The sequence below is a fragment of the Atlantibacter sp. genome (genome assembly GCF_032062175.1).
GTDB lineage: Bacteria > Pseudomonadota > Gammaproteobacteria > Enterobacterales > Enterobacteriaceae > Atlantibacter.
In genome coordinates this window covers 103066-127910 of record NZ_DAMBQK010000008.1, presented here as the reverse complement: position 1 = coordinate 127910, position 24845 = coordinate 103066, and the positions used below count along the sequence as shown (strand labels likewise).

The 24845-nt window shown below is 52.7% G+C and carries 25 protein-coding genes; 17 read left to right on the top strand and 8 right to left on the bottom strand.

Going from position 1 to position 24845, the window contains the following annotated elements; translation table 11 throughout:
- Positions 1-44: 44 nt before the first annotated feature.
- The gene (kduI, locus tag RT120_RS09945) at positions 45-881 is read right to left on the bottom strand and encodes a 5-dehydro-4-deoxy-D-glucuronate isomerase (RefSeq protein ID WP_312982242.1); all 837 of its coding nucleotides are present in this window, start codon (positions 879-881) and stop codon (positions 45-47) included.
- A gap of 378 nt (positions 882-1259) precedes the next feature.
- Here kduI and kdgT point away from each other — a divergent pair, with 378 nt between their 5' ends.
- Entirely contained in the window at positions 1260-2255 is a 996-nt protein-coding gene (kdgT, locus tag RT120_RS09940; protein ID WP_312982240.1) for a 2-keto-3-deoxygluconate transporter, read from the top strand.
- 69 nt (positions 2256-2324) lie between these two features.
- Here the strand turns inward: kdgT and RT120_RS09935 are convergent, their stop codons facing one another.
- Together RT120_RS09935 and crfC are read right to left on the bottom strand one after the other, a co-directional pair.
- Positions 2325-3137, bottom strand: a complete 813-nt coding sequence (locus RT120_RS09935; RefSeq protein ID WP_312982237.1) for a diguanylate cyclase regulator RdcB family protein — start codon at positions 3135-3137, stop codon at positions 2325-2327.
- A gap of 59 nt (positions 3138-3196) precedes the next feature.
- Positions 3197-5566, bottom strand: a complete 2370-nt coding sequence (crfC, locus tag RT120_RS09930) for a clamp-binding protein CrfC (RefSeq protein ID WP_312982235.1) — start codon at positions 5564-5566, stop codon at positions 3197-3199.
- Between the two features lie 581 nt (positions 5567-6147).
- On the opposite strand from crfC, the gene RT120_RS09925 reads away from it, so the two are divergent.
- Both RT120_RS09925 and RT120_RS09920 read left to right on the top strand, forming a co-directional pair.
- A complete protein-coding gene (locus tag RT120_RS09925; RefSeq protein WP_312982233.1) occupies positions 6148-6483 on the top strand; it encodes a zinc ribbon domain-containing protein YjdM in 336 nt (111 codons plus the stop codon).
- 343 nt (positions 6484-6826) lie between these two features.
- Positions 6827-8371, top strand: coding sequence for a methyl-accepting chemotaxis protein (locus RT120_RS09920; protein WP_312982232.1), 1545 nt, complete (start codon positions 6827-6829; stop codon positions 8369-8371).
- Positions 8372-8377: 6 nt separating this feature from the next.
- Here the strand turns inward: RT120_RS09920 and RT120_RS09915 are convergent, their stop codons facing one another.
- The gene (locus tag RT120_RS09915) at positions 8378-9586 is read right to left on the bottom strand and encodes a DUF2235 domain-containing protein (RefSeq protein WP_312982231.1); all 1209 of its coding nucleotides are present in this window, start codon (positions 9584-9586) and stop codon (positions 8378-8380) included.
- Positions 9587-9869: 283 nt separating this feature from the next.
- On the opposite strand from RT120_RS09915, the gene phnC reads away from it, so the two are divergent.
- The 14 genes from phnC to phnP are packed head-to-tail and all read left to right on the top strand — an operon-like array spanning position 9870 to position 20580.
- Entirely contained in the window at positions 9870-10658 is a 789-nt protein-coding gene (gene phnC / locus RT120_RS09910; protein ID WP_312982229.1) for a phosphonate ABC transporter ATP-binding protein, read from the top strand.
- An 18-nt stretch (positions 10659-10676) separates the two neighbouring features.
- Positions 10677-11693: a phosphonate ABC transporter substrate-binding protein gene (phnD, locus tag RT120_RS09905; RefSeq protein ID WP_312982227.1), complete on the top strand. Its 1017-nt coding sequence runs from the start codon at positions 10677-10679 to the stop codon at positions 11691-11693.
- A 49-nt stretch (positions 11694-11742) separates the two neighbouring features.
- A complete protein-coding gene (phnE, locus tag RT120_RS09900) occupies positions 11743-12522 on the top strand; it encodes a phosphonate ABC transporter, permease protein PhnE (protein WP_312982225.1) in 780 nt (259 codons plus the stop codon).
- A gap of 20 nt (positions 12523-12542) precedes the next feature.
- Entirely contained in the window at positions 12543-13268 is a 726-nt protein-coding gene (phnF, locus tag RT120_RS09895) for a phosphonate metabolism transcriptional regulator PhnF (protein WP_312982221.1), read from the top strand.
- Positions 13268-13729: a phosphonate C-P lyase system protein PhnG gene (gene phnG, locus RT120_RS09890; RefSeq protein WP_312982219.1), complete on the top strand. Its 462-nt coding sequence runs from the start codon at positions 13268-13270 to the stop codon at positions 13727-13729. The genes phnF and phnG overlap by 1 nt, the downstream gene beginning before the upstream one ends.
- A complete protein-coding gene (gene phnH, locus RT120_RS09885; protein WP_312982218.1) occupies positions 13726-14310 on the top strand; it encodes a phosphonate C-P lyase system protein PhnH in 585 nt (194 codons plus the stop codon). The genes phnG and phnH overlap by 4 nt, the downstream gene beginning before the upstream one ends.
- Entirely contained in the window at positions 14310-15395 is a 1086-nt protein-coding gene (locus tag RT120_RS09880; RefSeq protein ID WP_312982216.1) for a carbon-phosphorus lyase complex subunit PhnI, read from the top strand. Before phnH ends, RT120_RS09880 begins: the two co-directional genes overlap by 1 nt.
- Complete coding sequence (locus tag RT120_RS09875; RefSeq protein ID WP_312982214.1) at positions 15373-16218, top strand: alpha-D-ribose 1-methylphosphonate 5-phosphate C-P-lyase PhnJ; 846 nt, start codon at positions 15373-15375, stop codon at positions 16216-16218. Before RT120_RS09880 ends, RT120_RS09875 begins: the two co-directional genes overlap by 23 nt.
- On the top strand, positions 16215-16973 hold the full coding sequence (gene phnK / locus RT120_RS09870) for a phosphonate C-P lyase system protein PhnK (RefSeq protein ID WP_312982211.1): 759 nt from the start codon (positions 16215-16217) through the stop codon (positions 16971-16973). The genes RT120_RS09875 and phnK overlap by 4 nt, the downstream gene beginning before the upstream one ends.
- Positions 16974-16982: 9 nt before the next feature.
- Positions 16983-17678, top strand: a complete 696-nt coding sequence (gene phnL / locus RT120_RS09865) for a phosphonate C-P lyase system protein PhnL (protein WP_312982209.1) — start codon at positions 16983-16985, stop codon at positions 17676-17678.
- Positions 17668-18804, top strand: a complete 1137-nt coding sequence (phnM, locus tag RT120_RS09860) for an alpha-D-ribose 1-methylphosphonate 5-triphosphate diphosphatase (RefSeq protein ID WP_312982207.1) — start codon at positions 17668-17670, stop codon at positions 18802-18804. The genes phnL and phnM overlap by 11 nt, the downstream gene beginning before the upstream one ends.
- Complete coding sequence (gene phnN / locus RT120_RS09855) at positions 18804-19373, top strand: ribose 1,5-bisphosphokinase (RefSeq protein WP_312982206.1); 570 nt, start codon at positions 18804-18806, stop codon at positions 19371-19373. The genes phnM and phnN overlap by 1 nt, the downstream gene beginning before the upstream one ends.
- Positions 19363-19794, top strand: a complete 432-nt coding sequence (gene phnO / locus RT120_RS09850) for an aminoalkylphosphonate N-acetyltransferase (protein WP_312982204.1) — start codon at positions 19363-19365, stop codon at positions 19792-19794. Before phnN ends, phnO begins: the two co-directional genes overlap by 11 nt.
- A 9-nt stretch (positions 19795-19803) precedes the next feature.
- Positions 19804-20580 carry a phosphonate metabolism protein PhnP gene (gene phnP / locus RT120_RS09845; RefSeq protein ID WP_312982203.1) on the top strand — a complete coding sequence of 259 codons (777 nt, stop codon included), beginning with the start codon at positions 19804-19806 and terminating at the stop codon, positions 20578-20580.
- Positions 20581-20731: 151 nt separating this feature from the next.
- Here the strand turns inward: phnP and RT120_RS09840 are convergent, their stop codons facing one another.
- The 4 genes from RT120_RS09840 to RT120_RS09825 form a co-directional block, all read right to left on the bottom strand.
- Positions 20732-21655, bottom strand: coding sequence for a hypothetical protein (locus tag RT120_RS09840; RefSeq protein ID WP_312982201.1), 924 nt, complete (start codon positions 21653-21655; stop codon positions 20732-20734).
- Between the two features lie 279 nt (positions 21656-21934).
- Positions 21935-22492, bottom strand: coding sequence for a hypothetical protein (locus RT120_RS09835; RefSeq protein ID WP_312982199.1), 558 nt, complete (start codon positions 22490-22492; stop codon positions 21935-21937).
- A 67-nt stretch (positions 22493-22559) separates the two neighbouring features.
- On the bottom strand, positions 22560-23714 hold the full coding sequence (locus RT120_RS09830; RefSeq protein ID WP_312982198.1) for a DegT/DnrJ/EryC1/StrS family aminotransferase: 1155 nt from the start codon (positions 23712-23714) through the stop codon (positions 22560-22562).
- Positions 23707-24813 (bottom strand): hypothetical protein, encoded by a 1107-nt coding sequence (locus RT120_RS09825; protein ID WP_312982195.1) that lies wholly within the window; start codon positions 24811-24813, stop codon positions 23707-23709. Before RT120_RS09825 ends, RT120_RS09830 begins: the two co-directional genes overlap by 8 nt.
- Positions 24814-24845: the final 32 nt, after the last annotated feature.

Below are 24845 nucleotides of genomic sequence, written 5' to 3'. Positions count from 1 at the left end.
TAAATTACGGTGCGTTTGTATTAACTATCGAAAAGAAACAGGACTTAACGCAAATCTTTCACCGCAACGTGGTCCATGTCGTCGAATACCTGGTTCTCACCCACCATACCCCAAATGAAGGTGTACGCTTTGGTGCCTACGCCAGAGTGAATTGACCAGCTCGGGGAAATCACCGCCTGCTCATTCTGCATCACAATGTGACGGGTTTCTTGCGGCTGGCCCATCATATGGAATACGCAACTGTTCTCGTCCATGTTGAAGTAGAAATAAACTTCCATACGGCGTTCATGGGTGTGACACGGCATGGTATTCCACAGGTTGCCCGGTGCCAGTTCGGTCAGGCCCATGCTCAACTGGCAGGTTTCCAGCACATCCGGCACGAAGTATTTGTTGATGGTGCGGCGGTTGCTGGTCACGTCTTCGCCCAGGGTTACCGGCGCAACATCAGCAGGCGTAACGCGTTTGGTCGGATAAGTCAGGTGCGCCGGTGCACAGTTATAGTAATAGCGAGCCGGGTTCGCCGGGTCGACGCTTTCGAACACCACTTCCTGCGCGCCTTTACCCACATACAGGCCATCACGATGGTTCATTTCGTAGCAGGTGCCATCAACGCGGATCAGGCCAGGCCCGCCAATGTTGATCACACCCAGCTCACGACGCTCCAGGAAATAGGTCACACCCAGCTGTTTACCCACTTCGCCGCCTACGCTCACCGTGCGGTTAACCGGCATCACGCCGCCGACAATAATGCGGTCGATATGGCTGTACGTCATGGTGTACTCATCAGCCACGAAAACTTTTTCAATCAAAAACTCTTTACGTAACCCGGCGGTGTCCAGGGTCTTAGCGTGATCGCTATGAATACTTTGGCGTACGTCCATTATGTCTCCTCAGTGACGTTACGGGGGCTAAGAATAACGCCCGTTATTATTAATTCAGCATATTCAACAATAAAAAGTACAAACTCTTTACATTAATTTTCGCTGTTACCGATCTTAACAAAACCAAAAATCAATATTGTGACGAAGATAACTAAAACAACGTTTCATTTCTATTGAATCAATATTCCAATGGATCAATAGTATCACCACTGATTAGCGAGATTCAGATTTTTACTTAAGCCAGACGGCAAGGTGACCCGTAAAGGCGCGCCACCCGGAGAAGACAATACGACTCGCAACGCACAAAAAATCTTTTTTATTAGCAGCTTGCAAAACCTGTCTGCTGATACCAGAAAATCTAAGTTAAGAGGCCTGTACATGAAAATTAAAGCGACTATGGAACGAATCCCGGGCGGGATGATGCTTATTCCGCTCCTGCTCGGTGCCATTCTCAATACCTTTGCACCGGATACCGGCGCGTATTTCGGTTCCTTTACCAAAGGTATGATTAGCGGAACGGTACCGATTCTTGCGGTATGGTTTTTCTGTATCGGGGCCTCAATCGATTTACGCGCAACCGGCACCGTATTACGTAAGTCCGGTACGCTGGTTATTACCAAAATCGGCGTAGCCTGGCTGGTCGCCATGATTGCCGCGTCGTTTATCCCGGAAGGCGGGATTCAGACCGGCTTCTTTGCCGGTATTTCGGTGCTGGCAATCGTGTCTGCGATGGATATGACCAACGGTGGTCTGTATGCCAGCCTGATGAACCAGTACGGTACTAAAGAAGAATCTGGCGCATTCGTCCTGATGTCTCTGGAATCCGGCCCGCTGATGACCATGGTGATCCTGGGTTCCGCAGGTCTGGCTTCATTCGAGCCGCACCACTTTATCGGCGCTGTGCTGCCGTTCCTGATTGGCTTTACCCTGGGTAACCTGGACCACGATTTCCGCGCGTTCTTCAGCAAGGCGACCCCGGTTCTGATCCCGTTCTTCGGCTTCGCGCTGGGTAACACCATCAACCTGGGTGTGATTCTGGATACAGGTCTTCTGGGCGTAGTTCTGGGTGTTGCGGTTATCGTTATCACCGGTATCCCGCTGATTATCGCAGACCGCGTGATTGGCGGCGGTAATGGTACTGCCGGTGTGGCAGCGTCTTCCGCAGCAGGCGCAGCGGTTGCGAACCCGGTTATCATCGCGCAGATTAACCCGGCGTTTGAACCGGTCGCCGCTTCCGCCACCGCGCTGGTCGCCGCGAGCGTTATCGTTACCGCCATCCTGGTGCCGATTATCACCGCGCTGTACGCCAAACACGTCGGCGGTTATAAACCCGCTGAGGCGAAGCAGCCGGAGCAGCAGGTTCAGCACCACTAATCGCTAAACCGTAAAAAAAAACGCCGCACTCCCGAGTGCGGCGTTTTGCTTTATAAGGATCAGATAAAATCAGGCTGCCAGCGAATCCACCAGCACTTCATCCACCATCGCTCCGGCCAGACGCGACGCAGAACACAAACGCGGCATACCCAGCGCCACGCTTTTCCAGCTTTGGGTGACTGACCAGCACACCGGCTGGCGTTCGCTGTCGCTCCAGTTGCCCAGCCAACTCAGGGTATCTTTATAATCCAACAGGCTCGGCGTCGGCGGGGAATTGAGCCACTGCTGATAAAAGTGACGCGTCTGCGCTGAGGCGTCGACGCTTTTGGCCAGCAACGCCGTCGCCTGCCGACGGATCTCTTCCAGCAGCGCGTCACGCGCTTTTGGCGTGCTCAGCCGAATAGCCGCGCCGCAACGGCCCCAGCGTAACTCCTCCAGCACCACATAACACCGCCCTGCAGGAGAAAACTCACCGTAATGGCCGGAACGCCAGCGGTCGAATACCGCATCGATATGCTCGAGGCCTTCGTTTTCCAGCCCGCGCGAGGCCAGTTCATCTTCAAGCCGCGTGGCGCACTGCTGGTAATAACTGCCTAACTGTTCCAGTTGCGTCACCAGGGCGGGCTCCCGGCCTGGGATTTCCGCCAGCAGCGCCTGAGCAATCAGGCTTAACGCCATATGCCCCGGCTGGCGGTACTGGCTCACGCCGTCCAGCAACCCCGGCAGCCACTGCGCGCCCTCGGTCATGGCGGCGGTGGTCCACCAGTTCGGCAGGTTGGATTGCGCCAGCAACTCCTTCTGCAACCGCTCGCCTATCGCCTGCTGGTGCGGAACCGCAGGCGGGACGCGCCGCTGTTGAACGGCCAGGGTGGTATCGACCATCCACTTATCCGTGACGCTTTGTAAAAGCCGTCCTGGTCCATCAAGTAAAGCGGTCTGCCTCATACGCCATACTCCGCAGCAAAAAGGGTTTGGATATCATCGCGCAGTAACCGGGCATCCTCATAAATAAACCCGGCGGTGGAATTGCACTGTTGTAGCTGTTTACGCAGCGCCAGAAGCGCATCTTCATTTTGCTGGCGAGCGACCAGGCTTTGCTGCAGGCTGGCTTCGATTGAGGACAGCGCGCCGGAGAACTCGGCGAAGAAGCTGGCGAGACCCGCGCTGACAGAGACATCAATTTGCGTGTCCATCGCCTGTCGCACCTGGCTGCTGAACTGTTCGATATGCTGATACAGCTTTTGTTCAAGGCCCGGGATATCTATCACGAAACGCCGGGCGCTGGCGGTATAGCCTTCCCAGCCCCACTCCGAGCTGTTCAGCCAGCGCACCACCGTTCCTTTCATCCCGCCTCTGCCGCGGGCGCGGTTAAGCGGCAGCGTTTGCTGATCGATAGCGTCGTTAAACAGCGAGTGCGCGTTAAAGTTAAGTTGATTGGCGCTGAATGCGGGTAGCGTAATGTGCGCTTTAAATCCCGCCTGGATCAGGCCGTCAGAGACGCGGGTTTCGATGGGATGCAACGCATCGCGCAGGGTGCGCGTCAGGGTGATTTCCAGTTGGCTGAATAAGGTCGCCAGGTCGCGGATCAATCCTTCCTGAAAGCCCAGCATAATCACATCGCACGAGGCGCGGATTTTATGCAGCAGCGTGCGCGCTTCGCTTTCAGACTCCAGCATCATCTGCTGGCAACCCGGCTCAAAATCGCGGCGGCGATGCGGGTCGTGGCGGCCAATACCACTCAGGGAAACCTCAGGAATTTGCCCGCTGCGGAAATAGCTGCTCAGGCTTTCAATCATGCGGCGCTGATAATCCGCAATGCACGCCGCTCCGCCCTGCAATGCCTGGGCCACTTCGTGCTGAACCTCGTCGCGTACCCCGTTACGGGAGGACTGCAACTCGTCGATATTCTGGCGCAGCCGTACGATGCTCTGCTGCAACTGGTCGCTGGCGATATCCAGCCCCTGGCGGCGAAAAGTCATATAGGTTTGCGCGCTCTGGGCGTAGTTCAGCAACTTATGCGATGCGGAGCGCAACGCGTAAAGCGAGGCGTTGGCATGGGCCGCATGCAGCACCGTTTTGATCGGCTGCTCAAACAGGGAATCTTCCCATAAAAGCTCGGCGGCATGGCGCAGCGCGGTGATATCGGTTAACGATTCAGTACGCCAGCGTCGGCCCAGCGCCGCTTCCGCGAAATCCTGCACCCACAGCTGCTGGGTATGGGACGGCAACTGGCCTTTATGCATCAGCTCATGGCGCGCGCGATTGGCTAAATACGCCCACATCGACGACACCGGGAAAATATGGTCCGGCTCAATATGGCCCTTCATCAGGGTGCCGGAAATCAGCGCCCGCACCTGATCTTCATCGTCGCTGTTACGGTCTTTCTGATCGAATTTGTTGACCAGCGCGTAAAGCGGCACCGATTTGCCCACCGTGGATAACGCCTGGCGCACTTCTTCATCGGAAACGGACTTGAGCTGGGTGTAATCCATCACCGCCAGCACCGCCGACGCGCTCGCCAGCTGTTCCTGAAGCATTTTTTGCAGATGAGGCTGTCCGGCCTCGTTGGGGCCGGGGGTATCCAACAGGGTTAACTGTCCTAACCCCTGGTCCATCCCCGCCAGGTGGACGAACTCCACCTGAATAAACGGAATATGCTCGATCGCGGTATACGCGCTGAAGGGAAACGCCACATCCAGCACTTTCGACAAGCGCACCAGATCGTTGAGGCTTTTCAGGCAATGGAAGATCGGCTGCGCGCCTAAATATTGTTTCTCAAACCGGGTGCCGCTGGCGATACGCAACAGCAGGCTGTCCATGTCCTTGTCGATTTCCAGTTGCGAAGCGAGGTTTTCCCGACGCCGGGCGTACAATTTTTTTTGCAGTTCAGCCATTAACGTTTCAATAGGCCCGACATGGGGAAAATACAGTATTGGGTCGACCTGGCCGGGCGTATGGCGGATCAGCGTCGGTAGTGCCGTCATGGGGCGGTTGCGGTTCGGCAACACTTCTGTGCCGACGATGGCATTAATGGTGGTGGATTTCCCCGCTTTCATGGTGCCGACAATCGCCAGCACCATTTCCTGATGCGTCACCTTACGTAGCTCATTGCGCAAGGTTTCCTGTTGAACCTCCACGCCCTTGTGGCTGAAGTGTAACGGATGGATCGTCGCGATCCGCGCGCCCTCTAAACCAGATGGATTTTCCTGCACCGCCAAAGGGATTTTTTTCAGCATATCCAGGTTATGCATGGCGAGATGGATTAACCGCTCCGCTTCCTGGCTTAATTCAAAAATTGTCTGTGTATGCATAAAATGTTTCCTTAATGCAAATTTTCTTTAGTTTTATTTGCTTTATCTTTTTATTATCGGGTAACGCCTTTTATAATTACCTGAAGGAAATAAATCCTTAATAGTTAAAACGCCGTTTTGTTTGGTGAAAATAACCAGTTTATCCATCTGGTGACGTTATTAAAATCGCTAATAATGACGACCCATGCTGGATTTTTCTTTTTTCTCTGCTATGGGCAAAAGCCATCCTGAATGGAAAAATAAGCCATTCGATGAAGTGATTAAGCGTGCGCTCATTGTGGCCGATGTGTAGCCCTGATGATTGTCGATAACCATAGAATAATAAATATCACTTAAGAGGCCAGAATAACACCGACACAAGACAAATCACGATATATGTTTCGCATATTTGCGCTAAAATTTAGGTTATTGACAACCTTCGTGAAGCGTCGCAGCCGATGTAGCGCGTTGTTGCGCCAGCGCGCGGAATAATCCCTGATAAGTTCAGGGATTTAGGTTATAATCCTCGGTTTTTGCGGGTGAATGCCCGTTTTTCACATTATTGCGGCTTACAGCACGCCACCGTTTTTAGAGGAAACCCCATGCAACTTCCCCACTGCCCTCAGTGCCAGTCCGAATATACCTATGAAGATAACGGCATGTTCATTTGCCCGGAGTGCGCGCACGAATGGAACGCCACTGAAGAAGCGCCGGAAGCAGATACGCTGATCGTTAAAGATGCCAACGGCAACCTGCTGGCCGACGGCGACAGCGTCACCGTTATCAAAGATCTCAAGGTGAAAGGCAGCTCTTCAATGCTGAAGATCGGCACCAAAGTGAAAGGCATTCGTCTGGTAGAAGGCGACCATAACATTGATTGTAAAATCGATGGTTTTGGCCCGATGAAGCTAAAATCAGAATTCGTCAAAAAGAACTGATTTCTACGCTGCGCTGTCATACAGCGCAGCATTTTTCCTCTGGCACTTCATCACTATCCTGACGCTTATTCGTGGCAAGCTTATCCCGTTATGCCTTAGCGGATAAGCTGATAATTTCAAGCTACTTTAAAGATATATTCAAGCCACTTGATAACAATCACAGGCTTATCGTAATTCATATATTAATCAATTACTTAATAATAATTCAATATTCTTATTATTAAAAAACTATGTTTTTTTGGACATTATAAAAACGTCTTTTATACCTAAAGATAATACTCTCACCACCGATAATTAATAAATCCGTTCTGACAAACCCTATCCGTTTATTAAGGATGAATTTATGCGTTATTCTCCTCACACGACCAATAAAGAATATATTCTGGCTGATAATGATACATTAATGTCCACCACCGACTTGCAGAGTTATATTACTTATACTAACGACAGTTTTATTAGCGCCAGCGGCTTTAGTACCGAGGAATTAATCAGCCATCCTCATAATGTTGTACGCCATCCCGATATGCCAAAACAGGTATTTGCCGACATGTGGCAGACCTTAAAGCGCGGCGAGCCGTGGACCGGACTGGTGAAAAACCGCCGTAATAATGGCGATTTTTATTGGGTGCGGGCCAATGCGATCCCCATCGTGCGAAATAACCAGACGTGCGGTTATATGTCTATTCGAACAAAAGCCTGGCCGGAGGAAATAGCGCAGGCCGATGCGTTGTATAAGAAAATTAACCAGGGAAAATTAACCGGCTTTCGATTCTACAGCGGATTACTGGTACGCCGTGGTGTGGGCCGATTATTCAATCTGTCTAAAACGCTGCCGCTGCGCTGGCGTATCCGGCTACCGCTATTAACACTGTTCCCCCTTACCGCGCTGATGCTTTGGGCGCTCATGTTGCCACTGAATAGCGCGCTGACCGTTATGGGGTTCCAGGCTATCTGTAGCCTGCTGATTTGTCTGTGGCTGGAGACACAGGTTTCCCGTCCGATGGAAAAGGTCTGCAAACAGGCGTTGCAGGTAGCCACGGGAGCCAGCCACAGTGTGGATCACATGCAGCGCGCCGACGAAATCGGCACCACGCTGCGCGCGATTAGCCAGCTCGGGCTGATGTTTCGCTGGCTGGTCAACGACGTCAGCAGCCAGGTGGTGACCGTACGACAGGGCAGCGACGCGCTTGCGCAGGGCAATGACGATCTCAGCGAGCGAACCCGCCAGACGGCGGTCAACGTCCAGCAAACCCTTGCCACTATGAACCAGCTCGCCGCCACGGTTCAACATAATACCGAAACCGCCAGCGCTGCCGACAAGCTCTCGCTTTCCACCTGCCACGCGGCCACTAACGGCGGTGAAGTGATGGAAACCGTCATCGCCACCATGGACCAGATTGCACAAAGTACATCGCAAATCAGCAGCATCACCAGCCTGATCGACAGCATCGCCTTTCAGACCAATATTCTGGCGCTGAACGCCGCCGTGGAAGCCGCCCGTGCAGGGGAACAGGGCAAAGGTTTTGGGGTTGTGGCGGGCGAAGTGCGCAATCTCGCCAGCCGAAGCGCAACCGCCGCCAGCGATATTCGCAAGCTGATCGAGGCCAGCACCCGCAATGTAGAATCCGGTTCAGAACAGGTACAGGTGGCGGGTAAAACCATGCGGGAGATTGTACAGCAGGTCGAAAACGTCACTAATCTGATTGCGCAAATCAGCGACGCCACGACGCACCAGGCGCAGGGGCTAACAGAGCTTACCCGCGCCGTGGACGAACTGGATAAAATTACCCAGCAAAATGCCAGCCTGGTGCAAGAGGGAGCCGAAGCGTCCGCAACCGTGAAGCATCAGGCGACCCGGCTGGTGGATGCCGTTGCCGTTTTTCGCTAACAGACGTTAATAGGCAACAGACCAGTTCTTCGGAATGCCGCCGGCGGTCATATGTTTTCGCAATGACGCCGGTTGGTAATCGCTTAACTTCCATATCCCATCAACCGGAGACTGGAACGGCAGCGCGCTACCGCCATAGATACGGTCGATCACCGACTGGTGAATCATCAGTGAAGAGTGAACCGGGGCAGGAAACCGCCGTGGCGCGATGTGCCGCCACGGCGTCGGCGGGAACCAGTTGCAGTGCAGCGGTCCTAACCCGTTGCTGATAATCGGACGCACCTCCAGCGGTAAACCCAGGTCGCTGAGGACGTCCCGCATCCAGCGTAGCGTGGTGTTGGCCAGCGCGCTTTCTTCGCTCTCTTCATCGTAGCCGCCGCCGATATCCTCATGGATGCCGGCAAACAGCACCTGCAAAATCCGATCGCGGAAATCCCACAGCACCGGCTCCAGATCGACACGTTCTTCATCTATCGCCACCGCCTGTAGACCGTACTTTACCTGGGGACCCAGCACCGACGATCCGAAGCGGAACACGTCGGTGCGTTGATCCTGGTAATAGGCGGGAATGCCTTTTTTACCCACGGTTTCAAACGCGGCGACCGCTTCAATCGGGACGTGGGTAATCAGCTCGTCGGGCTTAGGCGGTTCGCAGAAGTAGCCGGGCAGATCGCTCACCACCTGCCCGAGCAGCTCGCCATCCATATGCGCGGCGTGGGCGCGATACTGCGTCCAGATTGCCGCCGCCCGTCGCCAGGCATCAAGCTTGTTATGCTCGTTCAGCCCCAGGCGCGCGCTGTCCAGCAAACCACGGCTGAGGATCATATCGGCCAGCGCCCGCACCGTGTACGCGCCGCGGCTAAATCCGATCAGCCAGATCCGATCGCCGGGCTGGTAGTGACGGCTAATAAAGGTATAACCCCTGACAACGGGAACGATAAGCCGGGCACCAAATGCCCCATCCAGACTGTTCGCAAACGGATTATTCGGGTCGCCCACCCCATGAATATACTTTGCGACCTGTAAGACTTCCCCGTCGGGATCCCGCCAGGTTTTCTCCTGTTCATTGGCGAGCAGCAGGCTGTGCTGATCCACCTCCCCCCGCAGCGCCACGAACAGCTGGTAAACATTGCCAGCCCGAACCGGGCTGTGTTGAACGTCAAGGTCTGGCCCGCCCCAGACCCCGTCCGCACAAAAAACAATGTCTTTGCTCATCGTTGATTCCCGCTGCCAGAGGTTAATTTCGCGTCGTGTCACGTGAGGTTAATCGCCCGCATAAAGTCTCTCGCAGCCTTACCCGGAAAAAGCGCACAATCGGCACCCCATAAGCTAAGAAAATCTCGCCGCGCACTGCACTACGACAAAAGTAGGTAGCTGAATGCATTCTCTAATAAATCGGCTTGTATAACGGTCATTCTTCATCGGATTGCCATTTTCCGTTAACAGAATCGTCACATTACCCGGTCAACATGAGGCCACTTTTCATGGAGACCGTGTAATGCAAACGATTATCCGCGTCGAAAATTTGACCCGAACTTTCCATAACCATCAGGCGCTAAAGGGTGTGAGTCTGGAGGTCAATAATGGCGAAATGGTTGCGCTGCTGGGGCCGTCAGGCTCTGGGAAATCCACCCTGCTGCGCCATCTCAGCGGGCTGATTACCAGCGACAAATCCCCCGACATCCACGTCGAAATGCTGGGCCGCACTGTGCAGCGCGCAGGCCGCCTGGCCCGCGACATCCGCCAGACCCGCGCCCAGACCGGCTATATCTTCCAGCAATTCAACCTGGTTAACCGCCTGACCGTGATGGAAAACGTGCTGATCGGGGCACTTGGCGCAACGCCGTTCTGGCGCACCTGTTTTAGCTGGTTCAGCCGCGAGCAGAAGCAGCGCGCGCTTCAGGCGCTGTCCCGCGTCGGCATGGCGCATCTGGCGTACCAGCGGGTTTCGACGCTGTCCGGCGGCCAGCAGCAGCGCGTGGCGATTGCCCGCGCGTTGATGCAACAAGCCAAAGTGATTCTGGCGGATGAACCGATTGCCTCTCTCGACCCGGAATCGGCGCGCATCGTGATGGAAACCCTGCGCGACATTAACCGCCAGGATGGCATCACCATCGTGGTGACGCTGCATCAGGTGGATTACGCCCTGCGCTACTGCGAACGCATTGTGGCGCTGCGCCAGGGCAAGGTCTTTTTCGATGGCGCCAGCAGCGCCTTCGACAGCGAACGTTCCGACCATCTCTACCGCAGCCTGAATCGCGTCGAACAGAACGCGCAGGCCGCCTAACTTATCCGAGGACATTTCATGAATTACAAAGCGGTTGCCGCTCTGGCCTTTACCAGCATGTTCAGCGTTAGCGCCCTGTTAAGTCCGGCGCAGGCGCAAGAGCAGGAAAAGGCGATTAACTTTGGCATCATTTCGACCGAATCACAGCAAAACCTCAAACCGCAGTGGGACCCGTTTCTCAAGGATATGGAGAAAAAGCTGGGCATGAAGGTCAACGCCTTCTTCGCGCCGGACTACGCGGGCATTATCCAGGGCATGCGCTTTAACAAAGTCGACGTGGCCTGGTACGGCAACCTCTCCGCCATGGAAGCGGTGGATCGCGCTAACGGCCAGGTATTCGCCCAGACCGTGGCGGCAGACGGATCGCCGGGTTACTGGAGCGTGCTGATCGTCAACAAAGACAACCCGATCAAGGACGTTAACGAACTGCTGGCGAAGCGTAAGGATCTGACCTTCGGCAACGGCGATCCTAACTCGACTTCAGGCTTCCTGGTGCCGGGCTACTACGTGTTTGCGAAGAACAACATCGCGCCGACCGACTTCAAACGCACCCTGAACGCCAACCACGAAACCAACGCGCTGGCCGTAGCCAACAAGCAGCTTGATGTGGCGACCAACAACACCGAAAACCTCGATCGTCTGAAGGTCACCGCGCCGGAAAAATTTAACCAGCTGAAAGTGATCTGGAAATCACCGCTGATCCCGAGCGATCCGATCGTCTGGCGTAAAAACCTTTCTGATGCCACCAAAGACAAGATCTACGACTTCTTCACCACCTACGGCAAAACCGCTGAAGAGCAGCAGGTGCTGAAGGGCCTTTCCTGGGCACCGTTCCGCCCGTCCAGCGACCTGCAACTGGTGCCGATTCGCCAACTGGCGCTGTTTAAAGAGATGCAGAGCGTCAAAGCCAACAAAACCCTGAGCGAGCAGGATCGCGCCGCCAAAACGGCAGAACTTCAGGCGAAGCTGGACGATCTGGATCGTTTGAACGCCGCGCTTGGCGCGATGACCAACGTCACCACCGCCTCACAGTAATCCTCTGTCCTCACGGGTTCGCCCGTGAGGACGCGTTACGGAGTTCCTTATGCAAACCATTACTGTTGCGGCCCCGAAGCGAAGCGGGTTCACCCTGCTGAGCTGGGTCGTGCTGCTGGCGGTGCTGATCGCCTCATGGCAGGGCGCGGAGATGGCCCCGCTCAATTTGATCCGCGACGCGGGCAATATGGCGACCTTCAGCGCCGACTTTTTCCCGCCGGATTTCAGCCAGTGGCAACACTATTTGGGCGAAATGCTGATCACCCTGCAAATCGCCGTCTGGGGCACCGCGCTGGCGGTGGTTCTGTCTGTTCCGTTTGGCCTGCTGTGCGCCGATAACCTGGTTCCCTGGTGGATTTACCAACCGATGCGCCGCCTGATGGACGCCTGTCGCGCCATCAATGAGATGGTGTTCGCCATGCTGTTCGTGGTGGCGGTGGGATTAGGGCCGTTCGCGGGCGTGCTGGCGCTGTTTATCCACACCACCGGCGTGCTGTCCAAGCTGCTGTCTGAAGCCGTGGAAGCCATCGAGCCGGGCCCGGTGGAAGGCGTGCGCGCTACCGGCGCCAACAAAATCGAAGAAATTCTTTACGGCGTTCTGCCGCAGGTGATGCCGCTCTTAATCTCCTACTCCCTGTACCGTTTCGAATCCAACGTCCGTTCCGCCACGGTGGTAGGCATGGTCGGCGCAGGCGGGATTGGCGTCACGCTGTGGGAAGCGATTCGCGGGTTCCAGTTCCAGCAAACCTGCGCCCTGATGATTGTCATCATCATTACCGTCAGCCTGCTCGACTTCCTGTCGCAGCGCTTGCGTAAGCACTTCATCTGATTTGCGAGGCTTTGATTGCTATGCACTTATCCAGACATCCGACCAGTTACCCCACCCGATATCAGGAAATTGCCGCAAAGCTTGAAGAGGAACTGAAAAATCATTACCGCTGCGGGGACTATCTCCCGGCGGAACAGCAACTGGCGGACCGCTTTTCGGTTAACCGCCACACCCTGCGCCGCGCCATTGACCAGTTAGTGGAGCGCGGCTGGGTGCAGCGCCGTCAGGGCGTCGGCGTGCTGGTACTGATGCGCCCGTTCGATTATCCGCTTAACGCCCAGGCGCGCTTTAGCCAGAATTTGCTGGAACAGGGCAGCCATCCCACCAGCGAACGTCTGTTAGCGGTGCTGCGCCCGGCGTCAAATCAGGTCGCCCAGGCGCTGGACGTCACCGAAGGACAGAACGTGATCCATCTGCGCACCCTGCGCCGGGTCAACGGCATCGCCCTGTGTCTGATCGACCACTACTTTTCCGAGCTCGCCTGGTGGCCTGCGTTGCAGGGCTTTAGCCAGGGCTCATTGCACGATTATCTCGACCAGCAACTCGATATTCGCCTGCTGCGCACCCAGACGCGCATCAGCGCGCGCCGCGCCCAGGCCAAAGAGAGCAAATTGCTGGAGATCCCCAACATGGCGCCGCTGCTGTGCGTGCGCACCCTTAACCATCGCAACGACGTGGCGACACCGGCGGAATACTCCGTCAGCCTGACCCGCGCCGACATGATTGAATTCACCATGGAGCACTAATGGACGCGGCACATTACACCCTCGCCCAACGCCAGCGCTGGATGGCCGTGCTGGCCCACAGCCTGCCGGACGAATTACAGCGCTATGTTGAAACGCTGCGCATCGCGCCGGAGTACCAGACCCTGCGCCCGGCAGAAACCGGCCTGGTGCAAATCCAGGGCCGCATGGGCGGCACCGGTTCACGCTTTAATACCGGCGACGCCACCCTGACCCGCGCCGTTATCCGCCTGAATAACGGCCTGTGCGGCTACAGCTGGATACTGGGGCGCAACAAGCCCCACGCCGAACGCTGCGCGGTGATCGACGCACTGATGCAGGACCCGGAGCACTATCCGTCGCTGCTGGAAACCCTTATTGCCCCGCTGGAAGCCCACCGCGCCGCGCGCCTGCAAACGCGTGCCGAACAGGTGAACGCCAGCCGGGTCGACTTTTTCACCCTGGTGCGTGGAGATAACGCATGACCTTAACAACCGCTTTCGCTACCCCGGTTCACGACGCCCAACACAGTTTTCGCCGCCTGCTCAAGGCCATGAGCGAGCCGGGCGTGATTGTTTCCCTGCATCAATTGGCCCACGGCTGGCCGCCATTCGGCCAGGCCACCACCAGCGTGCTGCTCACACTGGCGGATAACGACACGCCGGTGTGGCTGAGCGCCGCAATGGGCAACGATTTTGTCCGTCAGAACCTGCGCTTTCATACCAACGCGCCGCTCACCGACGATCTCGCCAGCGCGCTGTTCGCGGTGGCCGATGAAACGCTGACTTCCACGCAGTTGAATCTGCTGTCGCAGGGCAGCGCGGTAGCGCCGGAAACCAGCGCCACGCTGATTATGCAGGTCGCCAGCCTGAGCGGCGGGCGGATGCTGCGCCTCACGGGCGCGGGCATTCATGAGGAGCGCATGGTCGCGCCGCAGTTGCCGGAATGCGTGATCCACGAACTGACCGAGCGCCCGCATCCGTTCCCGCTGGGCATCGATCTGATCCTGACCTGCGGCGATCGTCTGCTGGCGATCCCGCGCACCACCCATGTGGAGGTGTGCTGATGTACGTTGCGGTGAAAGGGGGCGAAAAAGCGATCGACGCCGCGCACGCCCTACAGGACCACAAACGCCGGGGCGACAGTGCGATCCCGGAACTCAGCGTGGCGCAAATCGATGCTCAGCTTAATCTGGCGGTGGATCGGGTGATGACCGAAGGCGGCATCGCGGATCGCGAACTGGCTGCACTGGCGCTCAAGCAGGCCAGCGGCGACAACGTGGAAGCCATTTTTCTGCTGCGCGCTTATCGCACCACGCTGCCGCGCCTGGCGGTCAGCGAGCCGATTGATACCGCCGCCATGCGCCTGGAACGACGCATTTCAGCGGTGTACAAAGACGTGCCCGGCGGCCAGCTGCTCGGCCCGACGTACGATTACACCCATCGCCTGCTGGATTTCGCTCTGCTGGCGGAGGGTGAAGCCCCCAAGCTGACGCAGGCCGATAGCGACCAGCCGCACGCGCCTCACGTGTTTAGCCTGCTGGAAGCCCAAAAGCTGGCGAAGCCCGAGCAGGACAGCGGCGAGCAGCCGGATGACATCACCCGCCAGCCGCCGGTTTACCCGTGTTCCCGCGCCTCGCGGTTACAGCAACTGGTGCGCGGCGACGAGGGCTATTTGCTGGCGCTGGCCTACTCCACCCAGCGCGGCTACGGGCGCAACCACCCGTTCGCCAGCGAAATTCGCAGCGGCTACGTTGGTGTGGAACTGATCCCCGAAGAGTTGGGTTTTGCGGTCAACGTCGGCGAATTGCTGATGACTGAATGCGAAATGGTTAACGGCTTTATCGATCCGCCAGAAGAATCCCCCCACTTTACGCGCGGTTACGGGCTGGTCTTCGGCCAGAGCGAGCGCAAAGCCATGGCAATGGCGCTGGTGGACCGGGCGCTACAGGCCCCGAACTACGGCGAGAACATTTCCTCCCCGGCCCAGGATGAAGAGTTCGTACTGGCCCATGCCGATAACGTCGAGGCCGCCGGGTTTGTCTCGCACCTGAAACTGCCCCACTACGTCGATTTCCAGGCCGAACTGGAACTGCTTAAGCGCCTGCAACGCGAACAGGAGACCCGCCGTGACTCATCTTGCCGGTTATAACTTCGCCTATCTGGACGAGCAAACCAAACGCATGATCCGCCGCGCGATTTTAAAAGCGGTAGCGATCCCCGGCTACCAGGTGCCGTTTGGCGGCCGCGAAATGCCGATGCCTTACGGCTGGGGAACCGGCGGCATCCAGATCACCGCCAGCATCATCGGCGAATCCGACGTGCTGAAAGTGATCGACCAGGGCGCAGACGACACCACCAACGCCGTGTCGATCCGCAATTTCTTTCAGCGCGTCACCCACGCTGCCACCACCGAATCCACCGAAAATGCCACCCTGATCCAGACCCGCCACCGCATCCCGGAGATGCCGCTGGTGGAGGATCAGATCCTGATTTACCAGGTGCCGATCCCGGAGCCGCTGCGCTTTATCGAGCCGCGCGAAACCGAAACCCGCACCATGCACGCGCTGGAAGAATACGGCGTGATGCAGGTAAAGCTGTATGAAGATATCGCCCGCTTCGGCCATATCGCCACCACCTATGCCTACCCGGTGAAGGTCAATGCCCGCTACGTCATGGACCCGTCGCCGATCCCGAAATTCGATAACCCGAAAATGGACAGAATGCCCGCGCTGCAACTGTTTGGGGCCGGGCGCGAAAAGCGCATCTACGCGGTGCCGCCGTATACCCGCGTTGAAAGCCTCGACTTCGACGACCACCCGTTCAGCGTCCAGCAGTGGGACGAGCCCTGCGCCATCTGCGGGTCCCATGACAGCTATCTTGACGAAGTGGTGCTGGATGACGCGGGCAACCGCATGTTTGTCTGTTCCGATACTGATTTCTGCCGCACGGTTTACGAGGCCAACAACTCATGACTCAACCTCTGCTTTCGGTTAATCACCTGACCCACCTGTACGCGCCGGGCAAAGGCTTTAGCGACGTTTCCTTTGATTTATGGCCCGGTGAAGTGCTGGGGATTGTCGGGGAATCCGGCTCCGGTAAAACCACCCTGCTGAAGTCGATTTCCGCGCGGCTGGCCCCGCAGGCGGGTGACGTGATGTACCAGCATCGTTCGCTGTACGGCATGAGCGAAGCCGAGCGCCGCCGCCTGCTGCGCACCGAATGGGGCGTGGTGCATCAGCATCCGATGGACGGCCTGCGCCGCCAGGTTTCCGCCGGCGGCAATATCGGCGAACGCCTGATGGCCACAGGCGCGCGTCACTACGGTGATATCCGCGCCACCGCCGCGCGCTGGCTTGAGGAAGTTGAAATCCCTACCTCGCGCATCGACGATTTACCTACCACGTTTTCCGGCGGGATGCAGCAGCGCCTGCAAATCGCCCGCAATCTGGTGACGCACCCCCGGCTGGTGTTTATGGATGAGCCGACGGGCGGGCTGGACGTTTCAGTGCAGGCGCGTTTGCTCGACCTGCTGCGCGGCCTGGTGGTGGAATTGAACCTGGCGGTGGTCATTGTCACCCACGATTTGGGCGTGGCGCGGCTGCTGGCCAACCGACTACTGGTGATGAAGCAGGGCCAGGTGGTGGAAAGTGGGCTAACCGACCGGGTGCTCGACGATCCGCATCATCCTTACACCCAACTGTTGGTTTCATCGGTTCTGCAAAACTAGAGGCGCGCCATGACGGTTTCATTACGGGTTGAAAATGTCAGTAAAACGTTTGTTCTTCATCATCAAAACGGTATTCGCCTGCCGGTGCTGGAAAGCGCCACCCTTGAGGTTAACGCGGGGGAATGCGTGGTGCTGCACGGCCACTCCGGCAGCGGTAAATCCACCCTGCTGCGCTCGCTGTATGCCAATTACCTGCCGGATAACGGGCATATCTGGGTGAAACATAACGAGCAGTGGCTGGATATCGTCGCCGCTCCGGCCCGGGACGTGATGGCGGTACGCCGCAAAACCATCGGCTGGGTAAGCCAGTTCCTGCGGGTGATCCCCCGCGTTTCGGCATTAACGGTGGTGATGCAGCCGCTGCTGGATTTGGGCGTCGATCGCGAGGAGTGCCGCGCCAAAGCCGCCAGCCTGCTGACCCGCCTCAATGTCCCGGAGCGCCTGTGGCATCTCGCGCCGTCGACCTTTTCCGGCGGCGAACAGCAGCGCGTCAATATCGCCCGGGGGTTTATCGTCGATTACCCGATTCTGCTGCTCGACGAGCCTACCGCCTCGCTGGACGCCAACAACAGCGCCGCCGTGGTGGCGCTGATTGAAGAGGCCAAAGCGCGCGGCGCGGCTATTGTCGGCATTTTCCATGACGACGCCATTCGCCAACGCGTAGCTGACCGTTTACACCCGATGGGGAAAACAGATGATTATTAATAACGTAAAGCTGGTCCTCGAAAACGAGGTGGTAGACGGCTCTATCGATATCCACGACGGGGTAATTACCCGCTACGCCGACAGCCGCAGCCGCCTGCCGGGCGCGCTGGACGGCGAAGGCGGCTGGCTACTGCCGGGGCTGATTGAACTGCATACCGACAATCTGGATAAGTTCTTCACTCCGCGCCCGAAAGTGGACTGGCCCGCCCACTCCGCCATGAGCAGCCACGATGCGCTGATGGTAGCCAGCGGCATCACCACGGTGCTGGACGCGGTAGCGCTGGGCGACGTGCGCGACGGCGGCGATCGGCTGGAGAACCTGGAAAAGATGATTAACGCGGTGGAGCACAGCCAGCGGCGCGGGGTGAACCGCGCCGAGCATCGCCTGCATCTGCGCTGTGAACTGCCGCATCACACCACGCTGCCGCTGTTTGAACAACTGATGCACCGCGAACCGGTGACGCTGGTGTCGCTGATGGACCATTCGCCGGGCCAGCGCCAGTTCGCCAACCGGGAAAAGTATCGCGAGTATTATCAGGGTAAATACCAGCTCAATGACCACGACATGGCGCGCTATGAAGAGGAGCAACTGGCGTTGGCCGAGCGCTGGTCGCAGCCGAACCGGGAAGCCATCGCCGCCCACTGCCGGGCGCAGAATATCGCGCTGGCAAGCCATGACGACGCCACGGCGGAGCACGTACTGGAATCCCACCAACTGGGCAGCGTGATTGCTGAATTTCCTACCACCTGGGACGCGGCACAGGCGTCGCGCCAACACGGCATGAGTGTGCTGATGGGCGCGCCGAATATCGTGCGCGGCGGCTCGCATTCCGGTAACGTTGCGGCCCACTCGCTGGCCCAGGCCGGGCTGCTGGACATTCTCTCTTCCGATTATTACCCGGCGAGCCTGCTGGACGCGGCGTTTCGCGTGGCACTCGACGACGGCAACGCCTTTACCCTGCCCCAGGCGATTCATCTGGTGACGCGCAACCCGGCGCGGGCGCTCAACCTCGACGATCGCGGGGTGATTGGCGAAGGCAAGCGCGCCGATCTGGTGCTGGCGCACTGGCACGGGGAGCACGTGCATATCGGCAATGTCTGGCGTCAGGGAAAGCAGGTGTTCTGATGGGGCGCATGATCTGGTTAATGGGGGCGTCCGGGTCCGGGAAAGACAGCCTGTTAAGCGCCCTGCGCGAGCGGGAGCGCCCGACGCTGCTGGTGGCGCATCGCTACATCACCCGCCCGTTTAACGCTGGAAACGAAAACCATATCGCGCTGAGCGAAAGCGAGTTTTTACAGCGCGAGGCTCAGGGGCTGTTCGCCCTGAGCTGGCAGGCCAACGGGCATCGCTATGGAATCGGCCAGGAGATCGATCTGTGGCTGGAGGCGGGGTTTAACGTGGTGGTGAACGGTTCACGCGCGCACCTGAAACAGGCGCAGACGCGATACCGGGAGCAGTTGCTGGCGGTGTGTTTGCAGGTGTCCGCCGAGGTGTTGCGGGCGCGTTTACTGGCGCGGGGCCGGGAATCCGCCGGGCAAATCGCCGCCCGGCTGGCGCGTGCGGCGCAGTTCGCCAGCCTGCCACCCGGCTGCCGGGTACTGAATAATGACGGGAGTCTGCTACAGTCAGTCGAGACATTATTAACGCTGGTCGATGAGCATCAACAGCCACGGGAGCCGCAACATGCTTTATGACATTCAGCGCGCCGATATCACCCACAGCGACGCCATCTACGCGCTGGTTTGCGAACTGAAACAGGCCACGTTTGACCGCGACGCGTTCGACGCTGGCCTTGCCGCCAACCTGCGCGACGCCAACTATCATCTGGCGCTGGCCTGGCTCGACGGCAAACCGGTCGGGCTGATCAGTCTGCATCTGCAATTTCATCTCCATCACGCCAACTGGATCGGCGAGATCCAGGAACTGGTGGTCATGCCTGACGCGCGTAGCGCGGGCGTGGGCAAAGGCTTGTTACGCTGGGCGCAGACGGTGGCGCAGCAGCACGGCGCAGAGATGACCGAGCTTTCCACCAACGTGAAACGCATCGACGCTCATCGGTTTTATCGTCGCGAAGGCTATGAGCCGAGCCACGTTCGGTTCACCAAACCGCTTTAAGGAGTTGCGATGACCTTAACGCTGACCCTCACTGGCACCGGTGGCGCGCAACTGGTCCCGGCGTTTGGCTGTATCTGCAAAGCCTGCGAACGGGCGCGCAAAGATGAGGCTTTTCGCCGCCGCCCCTGTAGCGCGGTGATTAACTGCAACGACGCGGTTACGCTGCTGGATGCGGGGCTGCCCGACCTGATGGACCGCTGGCCCGCCGGGCGTTTCCGCCAGTTTCTGCTCACCCACTACCATATGGACCATGTGCAGGGGCTTTTCCCGCTGCGCTGGGGCGTGGGCGAGAAAATAGCGGTGTACGGCCCGCCGGATGAACAGGGTTGCGACGATCTGTTTAAACATCCCGGCATCCTTGATTTCAGCCATACCGTTGAGCCGTTCGTGGTGTTTAGCCTCCAGGGTTTGCAGGTGACGCCGCTGCCGCTTAATCACTCAAAGCTGACATTCGGCTATCTGCTGGAAACCGCCCACAGCCGGGTGGCCTGGCTGTGCGACACCGCCGGGCTGCCGGAGAAAACGCTGAAGTTTTTGCAGGCGGGGCCGCCGGACGTGATGGTGATTGACTGTAGCCACGCGCCGCGCGACCAGACGCCGACTAATCACTGCGATTTAAACACGGTGATCGCATTGAATGAGGTGATAAAGAGCCCGCGCGTGGTGCTGACCCATATCAGCCACCAGTTTGACGCCTGGATGATGGAAAACCCGCTACCGGAGGGGGTTGAAGCGGGTTTTGACGGGCAGGAAATAATTAAGGAAAATTGTAAAATACGTGATTAATGTTATATTAAACATATAAAATTAAGCAATCTCACGTTCAGATTGCACCCTTAGATAAAATTAAAAAAATAATGATAAAGATCCCTTTTCATAAGAAATTTATACAATATTAATGATTACATCTTACCAAAGATAAATTACATAAATAACTTTATGAATCTTTAATAGGAAATGATCTTTTTAATTCGTTAATAACCTGCCCCGAATCTCTGCAGAAAATAATTTTGTTGCCCATGATACACTTATTAATTATTGCATGATCATTACAGAACAAAACGTTCCGTTCGAAACCCATTAAGTCATTTGTATTCATAGCATCAATTACAGTAGAAGGCATATAATTAGATTTTAAGAAATATATGTATTCTAAAGGTGCAAAGTTGTTAAAGTTCACTTTAAAATAATCACATAGAAAGTATGGTGATAAATGAATTCGCCCCTCGCTAGAATATTCGACATGCTCAGAGTATTGATTATTATTTATATGTTCTAGCAACTCAGGTTGAAATTTAAAAGATCCATTTCGTATACCAGCACTAATTGGTAATGAAAAAACATGTAATTTATCTTTTGTTAAAAAAACATAAATTTTATCATTAGAGACAAAATCATAACCTTCCGATAACATTCTAAGCATTAAGGTGGTTTTCCCTGAAAATTTATCGCCTACAATACATATGGCATTATGTGAATTTGAAACACATGCGGCATGCAAACAAATTACTCTGCATGATCTGATTAACTCATCAAAATAATCTCTAATCTCTCTAAATACAGCTTTAAACATATCATTAGATGAAGATGTACAATAATAAGTCCTTTCGTTTTTCTCTAAATTTAAAAAAATGCCCCCACGCAGATTGCGCGCGTTTTCATTCGCATTTCCTTTCATATGGCTGGTGTGGTCGAATACTATTCTTATAGTATAGAATTCCTTGCAGTTTTCAATGTCAACTATATAACTTAAAAAAATCGAAGATATATACTTATAAAACCTTTTATCAGTAGTAAAAATACATATGTAATGCGCCATTGGTTCGCTAAGAAGCTTGATTTTTAATGAATAGTTATTCATTTATACCTCCTTCATTTAAAAGTTGAAATATTGATATTATTTTTTTGTAATTACCTAGTAAATTTAACAACAAACATTGCCGAGACTCATGAAATTTTTTTAGCCCGCTACATGTTCTAGCCTGTATTTCGACGTCACTTTCAATACAAAGAACAAAAAGATATAACTTAAACACGCTGCATAAATCAACCTGCCTATGTCTATTATAATATAAAAAATAGTTTTTAGCTTTTATTATAAAATATTGAATATTAACTGGATTTATTACATTTATATAGCTTATAAAAAAAATCTCATAAATTCATATTCACTGTAAAATAATTTAACATTATCAAAATCGATAAAATTAAACCCCTTATAATTAACGATAATGTTTTTAAACCATAAATCTCCGTGTATTAATGATGGAGTAAAAGGACAAATGAAACTAGTTTTGGAAATAAAAACATCAATATACTTTCTCCTTAATAAATAATTCGCCAGATTAAAATCCTGACGTTTTAGGAATTTTAAATATAGTTGTTGCAATGGTTCTTTAGCAGCATGAAAATTTACAGAGCTTAAATCTTTATGCAGCTCAAAAATTGACACCCCAAGTTTTCCAAATAAATCGTCGCCTACAAACTCATGATTGCCTTCAATGTATTCATAAATGTAAAAATCGATTTTCTCTGTTGTAGTTATAATTTTTCCATAATCGTTTGCCACAACATTATAATAACACTCACCACATGACAGCACCTCAAGCAATGAATTGAAAATTTGTTTATTTTGTATTGAGCAAATTTTAACGCAATATATTTTACTTGTATATTCAAATAAAAGAAGATCGTCCACTTGAAGTATCCTTATTCGCTCTGAAAAAGGAAAAACGCTCTTATAATAAGCAAGAAAATTTGGCATACTAATTACCATAATAATCGGAGATATCAAAAAGGTTTTGAAGTATATAATTCTCATCATGAACGTCATAAGAAGGATGTAATGAAACAGAAAATATTCGATTAGCCAATGACTCTGCATTTGGAAAATGAATATTTTTTATGTTTTCCTTAATATATGAGGAAGTCTTGTAAACTGGTAAATTTGCAATGCAAGTTCCAATGCTATATTTTTTTAGTTTATAACATATTTCATCCCTTAAATAAGAGGGATACTCATCATTAACCTTTAACGTATATAAGTAATAACTACACAAATGATTATATGTAGTGGGATAAACAAAAGAAAACAGGCTTTTGTCTTTCAAGTAATTATCTCTGTTCTTACCAAGATTTATTCTTTTATTAATTTGCCAATTAATATCATTCAAAAGTAGATTTCCAAAAAGAACTTGCGAAAAAGATATTTTATGGTTGAATCCAAAAAACTTTTTATTACCGAAATTTATAGCATTTCGTATCATTTGATGATGAGAAAATTCATTACTCACTATCCCGCCACCTTCACCTAATAGAGTTAAATGTTTTTTTGATTGGAAGGAATAAATTGAAAAGTCGCTCCAGAAAGATATATTATGATTTTCAATGCGACTACCCAAGCATCTAGAAAGATCATCAACAATCCATATTTTATAGCCTTTCATGCGTGAATAATCATCTGCTATCTCTTTAATTTTTTTCGAATCAGCAGGGATTCCATTCATATGAGTAATTATGATTACATTTACTCCACTCTCAAGCTGTTCTTTCAGGTCATCAAGGTTAAAATTGAAACTATTAAGTTCAGTATCGCAAAGAGAAAAACTATAACCTCTGGATATAATCATTGAATATACCCCAAAAAAACCTATAGCCTGAGTAGTAACATTAATAAATCCAGCTATTTTTTTAATTAAATATAAAACTAACTCTATACCTGTTGTCGCATTGTTACATACGCAAAAATTTGACTCATCAAAGCATTTTTGAAATTCCAATTCAAATGTTGATATAAGATCATTGGCTGTTAACACTCCTGATCTTAAATGTTTTTGAATGTGAAATATAAACTTGTCAATTAATTCTTCGTTAATTATACACCCTATGGATGGTTCACCATAACTAATAAAACTATTCATTAAAAGATATCCTCTTATAGGAATCAGTATAGATTAAAAAATCTTCAACTTCATTTCCGTATGGTATAAAGCCAGTTATTTTTTCAAAAAAATTATAAAAAGATAAACTTTCAAAGTAATACGAATCTTTGACTAAATTAGTCTTTTGTAAAATCTTTTTTGGCGTTACAGTTATTGTTGAAAGAAAATTACCCAAGGGGATTTTTTTCCTTTTCAGCCAGGCTGCTGATTGAAATATTTTTAATTCTGTTAAAAGGTTATAACCAAAATTAGTAAAAGCACCATCAGTTGCCAAACATGTATTATCTAAATTCATTGATATATTAATATTGTTAGCAAGTCTACAGCATGAAGAAGGACAAATAACCATATCAAAATTATTATTATATTTATTAATAAGTTCTTGTGGTAAGTAGTTGCAATGAATCAATAATTTATTGATATATTTGTCTGATAAAAAATCCTGAACAAAAGTTTGAAATACTTTTGGCTCCCATCTCATCAATAGCTTTTCATAAATAACATCATAACTACACTCTTGATTACCAGTCTCATAAAAAATTTTTTCTGATTCAGATTCAAAAAAATGCATACTCAGTATGTATCTTCCAGAAGACGCCAAATAAAGGTATTGTAATATCTTATCATAGTTCATATTATATAATGAATGTATTAGTAACCCGGGCTTAGTTATCTTTCCTTTTTTTAAAAGGTATCTTTCAAGTTTCGACAAACAATTCTCAATATAATTTACATCATGGTAGTTCTTTATACTTAAAAAAGGTATAACTAATATTTCATTATTCTCGTTTAGTTGAATAAATTTATCTATATATTCAGGCCTAACGCTTGAGCATATGACTTTTGTGCCGTGGAATATAGCATCTTTGAGTGAAGTGTTGAATTGCATGCAATTATCCATTTGCTCTCCATTTGGCTTATCATTTAAAAAATCCATAGAATGCATGGCCGTATACCTAGGTTTATTGAATAAATGAGAATGCAAATTAATAAATCCTGGTAATGCAATTACATTACTATTTTTATATCTTCCATTTTCTTCATATTGAAAGTTACTTAATGAATCAAAAGAAATCACCCCCCCCCCCTCGATGCCACTTATGGCCATCA

Bases quoted from the DNA above. Each gene is read 5' to 3' on its own strand.
- phnO (WP_312982204.1), top strand. From the start codon at position 19,363: ATGCTTTATGACATTCAGCGCGCCGATATCACCCACAGCGACGCCATC.
- kdgT (WP_312982240.1), top strand. From the start codon at position 1,260: ATGAAAATTAAAGCGACTATGGAACGAATCCCGGGCGGGATGATGCTT.
- crfC (WP_312982235.1), bottom strand. From the start codon at position 5,566: ATGCATACACAGACAATTTTTGAATTAAGCCAGGAAGCGGAGCGGTTA.
- phnK (WP_312982211.1), top strand. From the start codon at position 16,215: ATGACTCAACCTCTGCTTTCGGTTAATCACCTGACCCACCTGTACGCG.
- phnL (WP_312982209.1), top strand. From the start codon at position 16,983: ATGACGGTTTCATTACGGGTTGAAAATGTCAGTAAAACGTTTGTTCTT.
- phnF (WP_312982221.1), top strand. From the start codon at position 12,543: ATGCACTTATCCAGACATCCGACCAGTTACCCCACCCGATATCAGGAA.
- phnN (WP_312982206.1), top strand. From the start codon at position 18,804: ATGGGGCGCATGATCTGGTTAATGGGGGCGTCCGGGTCCGGGAAAGAC.
- RT120_RS09915 (WP_312982231.1), bottom strand. From the start codon at position 9,586: ATGAGCAAAGACATTGTTTTTTGTGCGGACGGGGTCTGGGGCGGGCCA.
- phnE (WP_312982225.1), top strand. From the start codon at position 11,743: ATGCAAACCATTACTGTTGCGGCCCCGAAGCGAAGCGGGTTCACCCTG.
- RT120_RS09830 (WP_312982198.1), bottom strand. From the start codon at position 23,714: ATGAATAGTTTTATTAGTTATGGTGAACCATCCATAGGGTGTATAATT.
- RT120_RS09880 (WP_312982216.1), top strand. From the start codon at position 14,310: ATGTACGTTGCGGTGAAAGGGGGCGAAAAAGCGATCGACGCCGCGCAC.
- RT120_RS09925 (WP_312982233.1), top strand. From the start codon at position 6,148: ATGCAACTTCCCCACTGCCCTCAGTGCCAGTCCGAATATACCTATGAA.
- phnP (WP_312982203.1), top strand. From the start codon at position 19,804: ATGACCTTAACGCTGACCCTCACTGGCACCGGTGGCGCGCAACTGGTC.
- phnG (WP_312982219.1), top strand. From the start codon at position 13,268: ATGGACGCGGCACATTACACCCTCGCCCAACGCCAGCGCTGGATGGCC.
- RT120_RS09840 (WP_312982201.1), bottom strand. From the start codon at position 21,655: ATGAATAACTATTCATTAAAAATCAAGCTTCTTAGCGAACCAATGGCG.
- kduI (WP_312982242.1), bottom strand. From the start codon at position 881: ATGGACGTACGCCAAAGTATTCATAGCGATCACGCTAAGACCCTGGAC.
- phnH (WP_312982218.1), top strand. From the start codon at position 13,726: ATGACCTTAACAACCGCTTTCGCTACCCCGGTTCACGACGCCCAACAC.
- phnD (WP_312982227.1), top strand. From the start codon at position 10,677: ATGAATTACAAAGCGGTTGCCGCTCTGGCCTTTACCAGCATGTTCAGC.
- phnC (WP_312982229.1), top strand. From the start codon at position 9,870: ATGCAAACGATTATCCGCGTCGAAAATTTGACCCGAACTTTCCATAAC.
- RT120_RS09920 (WP_312982232.1), top strand. From the start codon at position 6,827: ATGCGTTATTCTCCTCACACGACCAATAAAGAATATATTCTGGCTGAT.
- RT120_RS09935 (WP_312982237.1), bottom strand. From the start codon at position 3,137: ATGGTCGATACCACCCTGGCCGTTCAACAGCGGCGCGTCCCGCCTGCG.
- phnM (WP_312982207.1), top strand. From the start codon at position 17,668: ATGATTATTAATAACGTAAAGCTGGTCCTCGAAAACGAGGTGGTAGAC.